Below are 8,489 nucleotides of genomic sequence, written 5' to 3' on the forward strand. Positions count from 1 at the left end.
ATAGGTCAGGTATTCGTCAAAATTACCGCTGACTCCGGTGGTGGATTTAAAGACTTTTTGCTAAAAACGCTGCTGCTTTGTAAAACCATAAACCCTCGCAAAAGCGAGGGTTTATGGTTATCAGCGCAAAGTCAGGAGGCTTTGCACAGCGGGGGGGGGCCAATAATAAAAACAAATAATATCTTAATCTTCTTTATATTTACCCTCATATATTAGGTTATTTAGTCTCACAATCTTTTTCCATAAAGTATTGTATTTGATATTTATCTGTAATAAACTTATCACTTTTAAAATACATTGCTGTCGCATTTATTATTGATTGTCTTCCTTTTGGTAAAAAAGATATATCCCGATTCGATTTTTTAAAAAAGGCATCAAAAAATCCAATTAGATTCTTATCTTTTTCATCTCCTACATCGTAAATTATTAAAGTTCCTTTATAATCGTAAACCTTATATTGATCTGATAAGTTATCATTATAATTCATTTCTGAAAGTGAAAATATAATATCATTACCACATCTTTTAACATAGGAAATTTCTAAAAACTTAAATTTTCGATCTTTAATTATTTTATCCATATAATTATAAAAGCCTACATCTTTTTTAGCATATTGCATATTTATTGATAAACAACTAAAGTTTATTGTCAGCCAAAATAATATCAATATATTTTTAGTCTTTTTTAAATTTTCCTTCACAGGATTTACTTACAGGATTTATTAAACTTTGTATTTCTATTATCACCAACACTCATAATGATCTTTCCATTTCTTACTCTCAATTATTTTAGTTTTATCAAACTTAAAATAGTATTTGGTAATTGTCCCACAATATTTAGGACTTCCTATAAAGAAAGGAACAACGTCTATTCTTAATTGATTATGCTTAATTTCAGAAAATATTGCCGCATTTAAAGGACCATTTGGAGTTTTTTTATATTGTACAACATTATTAAATACAGTACTAAATTGTGAATTTAGCTCCCAGTTACCATTTAAGTTTTGCTTTGACAAATCCTTAAGATTAGAATCTTTTCTTAACGGTTTTATTTCTCCTTTCTCTGATAAAATATTTTTATAAATATTGCTACTATCTTTTTCATCCAAAGGATTAGCATATACCAAGTCATAAATATATACTCCCGAAACATCTTTTCCAAACTCTTGTTCTGAAACTTCTTTACTAAGAAAGTCTTTATCTACAAATTCATATGCTTCTTTATATCTGATTTTTGATAACGAACTACAACTAATAAAAGCTAGAATAATTATTGAACACTTAGGTATTTTATGGATTTTCATTTCTCTATTTTTAAAGGTCATTATTTTTGAAGGGTTTTGATAAATAAATCTTTCTTTGAATTAACTTTGGATGGTCCTGCGGACTTTGCCTCAGTACTAAACGGATAAAAACTCGTTCCACCTTCAACTAATGGAGAATATGATTTTCTTTGACCAAATGGCAATACAAAATTTCCAGATGCATCTAATTCAGTTCTGATAACATTCATTTTTTTAACATTATCTCCTTGTAAACCATATATGGACGATGCTTGATATTCTGTTCCATCACTACCAACAAATCCGTCTATTAGATTATTATATTTATGACTAATTTCATGAAGGGTGACCATTCCATATCCCAGAGTTAAAGGGTTTAAAGACTAACTAGTTCCTGCTATAAAACTATCTATTTGATCAGTATTTATATTCAAATCATAGATTTGCGTATAGCCTGCCTTTCCATCTATTGTTTCTCCTCTACCTCCGGCCTCCACTATAGAAGATGCTCTTGTGTTATCAGAATTAACCTGATAATCTGCTCTATGGTTATCAATAGCTCCCTTTAATATATCTCGGGCTGTTTTACTTCCTCCCATGTTCTCAGTCTCTTTATAAAAAAGCTTTCCATAACTTCCCACAGATAAATCTAAACCTGTTTCTTTACCTAAATCACTAACAATTTTATTTTGCGTTTCTGTTGAGATATTTTTCCCAAATGTTATATCATAATTTTGCATTCCATCCGGGTCAATAAACCTTATTGGGTTATTATAGGCATAAGTATAGGTGCTCCAACGCCGAGATGTTTCTGCTAGCGGATCTATCACACCCCATCTTCCTAAATCTGCCATGTAGAATCTCGCTCCATAATCATACATTCCGTAGTCTACTTCACTTTTTAGGATTTGCCTGCTTCATTTTTCTTCGCGCGACTGTTTACTTTTTGATCACTCTTCCGTCGCTTCTTCCAAAGATAAAAATTTATTCAGTTGAAAAAATAAATTCAATTGTTTTTCCGTATAGATTTTTCTTTCAATTGAAAAAAATCCCAGCTTCTGGGCAGGAATAGTTTTGTCCGTACAAAAGCACATCTTGCATAAGATGGTAATTTTAAGAAGATTTTTAGACTAAGATTTCTATTGTTGTCGCTGTTGTTGTTAATGTGGACTTGTGGGTAAAATGGGTGTGGCTTTCAGCGTTGGCTTTATCCACAAATCCACATTCTTTTACCGACTGCCATTTCTACGGCGATTCAGTGGTTTTGTTGGCTAAGATTCCATGAAAAGACCACAGAGCGTTGGAAGCGGAGTGGTTTCCACGGAGCGTAGGAAAGCATTTTACATAATCTCAAATTATAGGTGCCAATGGCTTTGCCAGTAGCGAAGCTTGCGGAGTGGAAGGCAACGTTTAGGTGCTGCTGCGCATATAATTTTATTATGTAATTTGCTGTGGCATTAAAGTTCAGGGAAGTTTAGGCCAGTGTTGGAGAAAAATGTCTTTTTCTGGTGGCGGGCGGGATATTTAATTCAAAATGTAGGCGTTGGATTTTATTTCTTATATTTGATTTATGGATTTTTGGACAATTATTAGTATCGTTTCTTCTATTTTAGGGATTATTTCTTTTCTAAAAAATGATGCTGTTTCTCTTCCTGTCTTTTTAAAAAAAATATTAGGTTGTGAATTGCTTTCAAAAAAACAACATTTTGTCTTTTTATTAGGACAAAATCCTTTTAAAAAAATCTAATTTCACGCAATATATTACGTGACTATTTAATTGGATGATATTGATTAATTGCATTTTGCAGTGCATCTACACCTGTTTCTTTATACTTTTCTGTGGTATCTGCATGTTTGTGTCCAGCAAAGTATTGAACCTTTCTCAGGTTTTCGCCCTGGTCTAATTTCAGTTTGATAACACTCTGGCGGACAGTAATGGAAGTCAGTTTTTTGGTGAAGTTTTTCTTGTAAGTAGAGACTAAATAATTAATGTCATCTGAAGTAATTGTAGCCCCTAACTTCCCTAATAAAAAGTAATTCTCTTTCTCAGTTCTGAAGGTGGTTAACATTTCTCTTTCCTCTTGTAAATACTGATAAAACAATAGAATCTGGTCAGCTTTTAAATCTAATATTCTTTCGTTGGTAATTCCTGTTTTACGGATGTTGATCCTGGCATTCTGTAAATCTAAATCTCCGATTCTTAATCGTTCAATATCACTGGTTAATAAGGCTTGGTTCACCAATAAACTCATTACGATTTGATTCCGTTTGGTGAGTATCGGATAACGTTCTTCTCTCGGTTCTAAAAGCTTTTGTAATTCTTGTTCTGTTAAGAGTTCCTGCAATTGTACAGGGTTTTCTTTTCCGTCCCGGATCTTAATATTTTGTGCGGGGTTCTGTTTTATTTTACCTGTTTCTACTAAATAATCATAGTATTTCTTAATCGCATAAACGGTTCTTTTAATGCTTTGTGGATTGTAAGTTTTTCTTAATAATTCAACATAATTCATAATGGTCTGGTACTTCAGCTTTCCTGGACTCTTATGATGTTTCCTAAATTTTTCTATTTCATACAGATAGTTTTTTACAGTAGCTTCTGATAGCTCATTCTTCAGATAATTTTCCAGTTCCATAATTGATTCTTGTATAGATTTGGGTAGTTGATAAATATTCATGTCCTAAAAAATCCCTTACTTTCTCAAGTTCCATTCCTTGCTCTAATAGCTGTGTTGCAATCGTATGTCTTAAACAATGCAATGTAAATCCTTGATTATTTAATTCTGCTTTTTTGAGTAACTTTTTAAATTCTTCGTAGATTCTTGTTGCTGTAATGTTCAATAAATATTCTTTTCCTTCAGATGAAAAAATAAAATCTTTAATATCTTTCTGAACTTGTTTTGTAAATGGAATAACTCTTCTTTTCTTGCCTTTTCCTTTTCTAATGTAGAGTAGATTATTTTCTAAATCTATATCGTTTATTTTCAATTCTGAGGCTTCATTTCTACGCATTCCGCACGCATAACACAGGTGTAATATTATCGCTTGTAACGATGTACTTTTATTGTATAATTTTCTGATTTCTTCGTCTGTAAATACCTTTCTCTCTTCGGATTTTGGTTGCTTTATTTTCAGCTGATAAGGATTGATTTTTATTTGTCCGGTTCTTTGCAGATAATCAAAATAGAGTTTGATGGCAAGTAAAATACTGTGCAGATAATTGTCGCTTAAAGGCTTTTTGGTTCTCGGACTTATGACGGTTTTCAGATAAGTGTAGTAATCTAAAATATCTTTGGTTTGGATTTCAAAATTTTCTTTCCGGACATATTTTAAAAACTTTGTAATCTGCTTTGGATAGGAGTTTGTAACCGTTTCGCAATATCCCATATTTTGTAATTCTTTTCTGAATAATAATATAGTTTCTTCATTTATTTGTATCAAGTATGATAAGGAAGTAATGAAGCGTATCGAAGATATAGACAAGCTGGATGCTGACACCAAAGAACACCTGTTCTTTCTCGTGGACAACATCATACAAAATTTTAAAACTAAACAGGCTTTTAGATAAAATAAAGAAAGCCAACTCTTTTAGTTGGCTTCTTTGTTATCTAATTCTTGTAAATAAATTCTCTTTGTAATTTATTCGTTGGGTCAGAACCTATGTAAGTTATTTTTTTGATTCTATTTTTATCATAAAAATATTCTCTTTTTAAACTCTGATTATTCTCCAGTAAAAAGGTTTCCTTTATTGGTAAACTATCTTTAATTATCAAAGTATACTCTTTGATGATTTCGTCTTCAGGAATAAATTGAGTAATATTAGATGGATAAAAACGGATTTTTTTATTAAAACTTTTATAAATTATAGTCTTCTCATTTCCGTTTACAACAGAGTCTTTTTTAAAATCATCATAATTCTTACCCACTGTTAAAATAGTAGCTAAATCATTAACTTCACTGCTGACTATTTCAGGATGTTCAATCTTAATTCCTTTAGTTGATAAATCTTTAGCCTGATACAAATAATTTAGTACAGATTGCGTGTAATCAACATCTTTTACATTACCCTGAGAAACATAATTTAATTTTCCATTTTGATAATTATAATCCGATTTAGACTCTATTTTATTTGCTTGCTCATTGTATGATATTACTTCAACAGGCAAATCTTTTTCATTGTATAAATAAGTAAAAAGCCTTTTACCATCTTCTAAAATATCTATGGTCTTATTTTTTTTAATTTCTACAGATTGGATAGGTTTACTATCACTCTTTTTTGAACAGGTTGCTAATAAAGTTGCTACTAAAATAATTGCTATTCTCATTTTGTTACTTTCCAGAAAATTGTTTGATTATATACTGCTGAAGATTGAAGTCTGATTTTACCTTTGTTCATACCTGTGGTAGCTGCCTTTACTTGTGGTGCTTGGAAGCCAGAACCTGCAGCTCTTTACCATTATACTTGTAATTCATATAACCTCCTAGCAAGCCTTTCACTCCTCCAATATGATTCATTCCAAATGCGTAATAATTATTGATATCCGTTATTTCAAGAACGCTTGTTTTGTCTTTTGCAAAACTTACCCTGGCATTTCCAAGGTGGTCTTTGTACTGATAAATATATTTATTGTTTTCAGAATGAATATATAGTTTTTCATATACAAAACCACCACTCAATAGTAGTGGTTTTGTTATTATAACAACCATCCGATGCAGTCTCGTGACAGCAAGATGAAAGGTTATGTGTGATAGCAGGTACCTAAATTATCTATTATTGATCTGAGGAATATTTAAAATCTTTTAGAACTAAAATCCCAAAATAACCCCATTCAAATTCGTCTTGAAAACTAATCTTTAATATTAGATTTTCTTTTGTTTTTTCAAGAATTTCGATAGACTTTATAAATCTATGATGTGAAGGATAGCTTCCATCTGGAGATTTTGCAATAAAGACATCTTCCCCTTTTCTTTGTAAATTAAACTCATCAAATATTCCAAACTTAATATTTTTTTGAACTTCAAAGTTATTCGGTTGCAAAGAGATTATTTTTTGAAATGATTTAAGTTTATCATCATATCTATACAAAGCTTCTTTATCAGAATCATACTTCAAATATTCATATCTCATTTTTGATGTATCCTCCCGAAACCGATCAAAGATTCCAATATTAACTTTCTCATTATTTAGTATTGCCGATTTATATGTTACAACAATTGGTTTGTATATCTCTATAATCTGCCCTTCAACTATATTTGCTAAAAATAATATTGCTAAAAAAATTATATTTTTAATTACTGCCAATCTTATTGTCTTGTCTTTTTTCATCTTGTCTTAATTTTATAAGTTGGTTTTTGATTACTTCCGCAGGAGACCCAGGAGTCCGTTTGGCTTCAAGCCTAAAATAAGTTGATCCATAATTTGTATGATCTTGTTCAGCTCCGCCAGCTTCACCTTCTATATGAGCTTTTACTTCATGATAAACAGCTTCAGCCAAATCATAATTATCATATTTAATAGAATGAGAATCTCCTTCTGCTTCAATTGTTGCTGAATAACCTTTCTCGTTACTATCTTTCTTGAAAAAACGGATATTGCCTAAATGATCAGTATAGTGGTAAATATAGTCCTTTTCAACGAAATCATAATAGCCTTCTAAAGTAGGAACAAAGCTAAGTACATCATCTGTATACTGAAAGCCATCCAGATAATCGGTAGCCTTGGTAGTAGTTTTTGTATAAAAAACAGAACGCTTTTACAATAAGAAACCACCGCAATTGCGATGGTTTTTTTATTATTAGCTCAAAGTTACAAACTTTGCAGCGGGGCCTACTCCAGCAAGATTACAATTGTCTAAAATTTTATATCCGTTATTAGTTTCAATCATGCAATACCTTTGCTTTTGTTATCATTTTATTCTTACAAGTTCGTTAGAATATACACGGTATATATCTTTTATTTTTTTGTCTATAATTAGAGTAATAAATGTAATATCTTTTAAAGCATCATCAGAAAATTCAGAAATTTTTCTTTTTGAAAAATCCCCTTTTTTTAATTTAATAATATATTGATAATGACTATTATTAAAAATATAATCATTGTCAATTTTTATCTTTTTAAATCCTTTACTAAAATTATTAAAAGATAATAATTCATCATCCTTATAAATTCCTGTTAAATTAATATTTGTACCTGCATAATCATCATGTCTAATTCTATCTAAAACAATAACTGTATCCTTAGGAAAAGTGAATAAAATATATTTTCTTTTACAGCTATTAAAATTTGTGTAATTTTCTAAGGGATCAATATATGTATTTTCTTTTAAAAATAATTCATGGTTTGTCTTTAAGTTTTGATGATATTCTAGTTCAATAGACTTATTAATACTATTGACATATTGGTCACATTGATTTTTTGTTTTACAGCCAACTAATATCTCCAAGATAACTAGTATATATATGTATTTTTTAATATTCATAATTCTCTTTAACTTTTTCTTTAGTGGGATAATTTTCTTTTTTATCAATGTACAAACTCTTTTTATTATCTTTTGTCAACAACGAAGTGTCATTCCTGTATGGGTTATAGAGTGTTCTTAAAGGAAGACCTGCTGCTTTTCTAATTTTATTCTCTATATGTGTGGCATTTATTTCATCAATAGTTATTGATTTTCCGCTATTAGTTTTATACCAGTCATCCATTGCATTCTTTTCCTTTTTCAAGTCTGACTTAGCATGTCCCATTTCGTGCCCCAATACAATATAAGTTTCAGCATCTTGCATCCCTTCAGTTGTAGGTAGGGGAACTTTTTCACCATTTACCACAATTCCTCCAGTCCCGTAGCCATAATGATTTTCACTATCAACATTTGATCTGATCGTTACATCATTTCCTTCTTGAGAAAAGAAATCGATAAGATCGGATTTTCCAGCTGAATTTGCACTGAGTTTATTAAGATCGGAAATAATTCCACTCACTTTTGATGTATCGCCACTATATTCAGTATTTGATCTTTTTCCATTAACATAAGAATATAATTTTCCTCCTTCATATCTTGCTTTTATTTCTGCTCCCCATTTGTCACGACCCATGGATAAAATTATATCTTCACCTTGCTTCCCATCCGGATCAATAAACCTCAATGGATTATTAAAAGCATAATTATAAGGGCTATGTCTTGTCATCTTCTCCGCCAGCGGATCTACCACA

The 8,489-nt window shown here is 30.7% G+C and carries 14 protein-coding genes; 2 read left to right on the forward strand and 12 right to left on the reverse strand.

Annotated features, from left to right (window positions below; genetic code table 11):
- Positions 1–216: hypothetical protein (locus tag AC27VX_RS23330; RefSeq protein WP_488698335.1), on the forward strand; the 216-nt coding region annotated here is incomplete at its 5' end.
- Between the two features lies 1 nt (position 217).
- Here the strand turns inward: AC27VX_RS23330 and AC27VX_RS23335 are convergent.
- Genes AC27VX_RS23335 through AC27VX_RS23350 form a run of 4 tightly spaced genes read right to left on the reverse strand, consistent with a single transcriptional unit; the run spans position 218 to position 2,163 of the window.
- Positions 218–700, reverse strand: coding sequence for a hypothetical protein (locus tag AC27VX_RS23335; protein WP_488698337.1), 483 nt, complete (start codon positions 698–700; stop codon positions 218–220).
- Positions 701–742: 42 nt separating this feature from the next.
- Positions 743–1,303 carry a hypothetical protein gene (locus tag AC27VX_RS23340; RefSeq protein WP_236855645.1) on the reverse strand — a complete coding sequence of 187 codons (561 nt, stop codon included), beginning with the start codon at positions 1,301–1,303 and terminating at the stop codon, positions 743–745.
- A gap of 20 nt (positions 1,304–1,323) precedes the next feature.
- Positions 1,324–1,635: a hypothetical protein gene (locus AC27VX_RS23345; protein ID WP_488698339.1), complete on the reverse strand. Its 312-nt coding sequence runs from the start codon at positions 1,633–1,635 to the stop codon at positions 1,324–1,326.
- Positions 1,636–1,665: 30 nt separating this feature from the next.
- On the reverse strand, positions 1,666–2,163 hold the full coding sequence (locus AC27VX_RS23350; protein ID WP_488698341.1) for an RHS repeat-associated core domain-containing protein: 498 nt from the start codon (positions 2,161–2,163) through the stop codon (positions 1,666–1,668).
- Between the two features lie 689 nt (positions 2,164–2,852).
- Between AC27VX_RS23350 and AC27VX_RS23355 the strand changes: the two genes are divergently transcribed.
- Positions 2,853–3,029: a hypothetical protein gene (locus tag AC27VX_RS23355; protein WP_488698343.1), complete on the forward strand. Its 177-nt coding sequence runs from the start codon at positions 2,853–2,855 to the stop codon at positions 3,027–3,029.
- Positions 3,030–3,051: 22 nt separating this feature from the next.
- Here the strand turns inward: AC27VX_RS23355 and AC27VX_RS23360 are convergent, their stop codons facing one another.
- The 8 genes from AC27VX_RS23360 to AC27VX_RS23395 all read right to left on the reverse strand — a co-directional run.
- Complete coding sequence (locus tag AC27VX_RS23360; protein WP_488698345.1) at positions 3,052–3,915, reverse strand: tyrosine-type recombinase/integrase; 864 nt, start codon at positions 3,913–3,915, stop codon at positions 3,052–3,054.
- Positions 3,887–4,666, reverse strand: a complete 780-nt coding sequence (locus AC27VX_RS23365; protein WP_488698347.1) for a tyrosine-type recombinase/integrase — start codon at positions 4,664–4,666, stop codon at positions 3,887–3,889. Before AC27VX_RS23365 ends, AC27VX_RS23360 begins: the two co-directional genes overlap by 29 nt.
- A gap of 221 nt (positions 4,667–4,887) precedes the next feature.
- Positions 4,888–5,604, reverse strand: a complete 717-nt coding sequence (locus AC27VX_RS23370) for a hypothetical protein (RefSeq protein WP_488698349.1) — start codon at positions 5,602–5,604, stop codon at positions 4,888–4,890.
- A gap of 88 nt (positions 5,605–5,692) precedes the next feature.
- Positions 5,693–5,986, reverse strand: coding sequence for a hypothetical protein (locus AC27VX_RS23375; protein ID WP_488698351.1), 294 nt, complete (start codon positions 5,984–5,986; stop codon positions 5,693–5,695).
- A 64-nt stretch (positions 5,987–6,050) separates the two neighbouring features.
- Positions 6,051–6,605: a hypothetical protein gene (locus AC27VX_RS23380; protein ID WP_236859189.1), complete on the reverse strand. Its 555-nt coding sequence runs from the start codon at positions 6,603–6,605 to the stop codon at positions 6,051–6,053.
- Positions 6,568–6,774 carry a hypothetical protein gene (locus AC27VX_RS23385; protein WP_488698353.1) on the reverse strand — a complete coding sequence of 69 codons (207 nt, stop codon included), beginning with the start codon at positions 6,772–6,774 and terminating at the stop codon, positions 6,568–6,570. The genes AC27VX_RS23380 and AC27VX_RS23385 overlap by 38 nt, the downstream gene beginning before the upstream one ends.
- Before the next feature lie 411 nt (positions 6,775–7,185).
- The gene (locus AC27VX_RS23390) at positions 7,186–7,758 is read right to left on the reverse strand and encodes a hypothetical protein (RefSeq protein ID WP_488698355.1); all 573 of its coding nucleotides are present in this window, start codon (positions 7,756–7,758) and stop codon (positions 7,186–7,188) included.
- Positions 7,748–8,489 (reverse strand): M91 family zinc metallopeptidase (locus AC27VX_RS23395; RefSeq protein WP_488698358.1); only part of this gene is annotated, 742 nt, incomplete at its 5' end. The genes AC27VX_RS23395 and AC27VX_RS23390, both read right to left, overlap by 11 nt.

This window comes from Chryseobacterium sp. 14P4.3.2, assembly GCF_057799275.1.

Excerpts from the sequence above, each read along its gene's own strand:
- AC27VX_RS23340 (WP_236855645.1), bottom strand. The coding sequence starts at position 1,303 with ATGAAAATCCATAAAATACCTAAGTGTTCAATAATTATTCTAGCTTTT.
- AC27VX_RS23345 (WP_488698339.1), bottom strand. The coding sequence starts at position 1,635 with ATGGTCACCCTTCATGAAATTAGTCATAAATATAATAATCTAATAGAC.
- AC27VX_RS23350 (WP_488698341.1), bottom strand. The coding sequence starts at position 2,163 with ATGTATGATTATGGAGCGAGATTCTACATGGCAGATTTAGGAAGATGG.
- AC27VX_RS23355 (WP_488698343.1), top strand. The coding sequence starts at position 2,853 with ATGGATTTTTGGACAATTATTAGTATCGTTTCTTCTATTTTAGGGATT.
- AC27VX_RS23360 (WP_488698345.1), bottom strand. The coding sequence starts at position 3,915 with ATGGAACTGGAAAATTATCTGAAGAATGAGCTATCAGAAGCTACTGTA.
- AC27VX_RS23365 (WP_488698347.1), bottom strand. The coding sequence starts at position 4,666 with ATGGGATATTGCGAAACGGTTACAAACTCCTATCCAAAGCAGATTACA.
- AC27VX_RS23370 (WP_488698349.1), bottom strand. The coding sequence starts at position 5,604 with ATGAGAATAGCAATTATTTTAGTAGCAACTTTATTAGCAACCTGTTCA.
- AC27VX_RS23375 (WP_488698351.1), bottom strand. The coding sequence starts at position 5,986 with ATGGTTGTTATAATAACAAAACCACTACTATTGAGTGGTGGTTTTGTA.
- AC27VX_RS23380 (WP_236859189.1), bottom strand. The coding sequence starts at position 6,605 with ATGAAAAAAGACAAGACAATAAGATTGGCAGTAATTAAAAATATAATT.
- AC27VX_RS23390 (WP_488698355.1), bottom strand. The coding sequence starts at position 7,758 with ATGAATATTAAAAAATACATATATATACTAGTTATCTTGGAGATATTA.